This window comes from Aromatoleum toluolicum, from assembly GCF_012911005.2.
In the GTDB taxonomy this organism is placed as follows: Bacteria; Pseudomonadota; Gammaproteobacteria; order Burkholderiales; family Rhodocyclaceae; genus Aromatoleum; species Aromatoleum toluolicum.
In genome coordinates, this window is sequence record NZ_WTVS01000251.1 from 1 (window position 1) to 412 (window position 412).

General features: G+C 60.7%; 1 protein-coding gene. It reads right to left on the reverse strand.

Going from position 1 to position 412, the window contains the following annotated elements:
• Positions 1 to 412 (reverse strand): porin (locus GPA27_RS28600; RefSeq protein WP_169143758.1); only part of this gene is annotated, 412 nt, incomplete at both ends.

Sequence of the window (412 nt, forward strand, 5' to 3'; positions counted from 1 at the left end):
GAGTAAGCCAGACGAACTTCGCCAGCGCCCACGGGCACCAGACCACCGATCAGGAAGCCCTTGCCGTCGTTGCCGCCGCTGATCTTGTCTTGGTTGTAGTGAGCCATGATCTTAGCCATGCCCAGGTCGTAGGAACCGCCCAGGTTCACAGCCTTGATGTTGCCGGCCAGGAACTTGGTTTCGGAGAAAGCGATAGCGGCGTTGATGGGGCCGTTAGCGTAACCAGCGCGCAGAGCCAGGCCGTTGCCGTCCTTCTTGTTCGCTGCGTTGCTCAGGTTTTCACCCATGTAGTACTGGGCTTGGCCGTAGAAACCGCCCAGGTTGCCAGGCAGGAAGTAGCCGATGGAGTTCGAAGCGCGCGCGGTGGTTGGGCCACCCAGGCTGGAGTTCAGGGTTTGGGTCGTGCCAACAC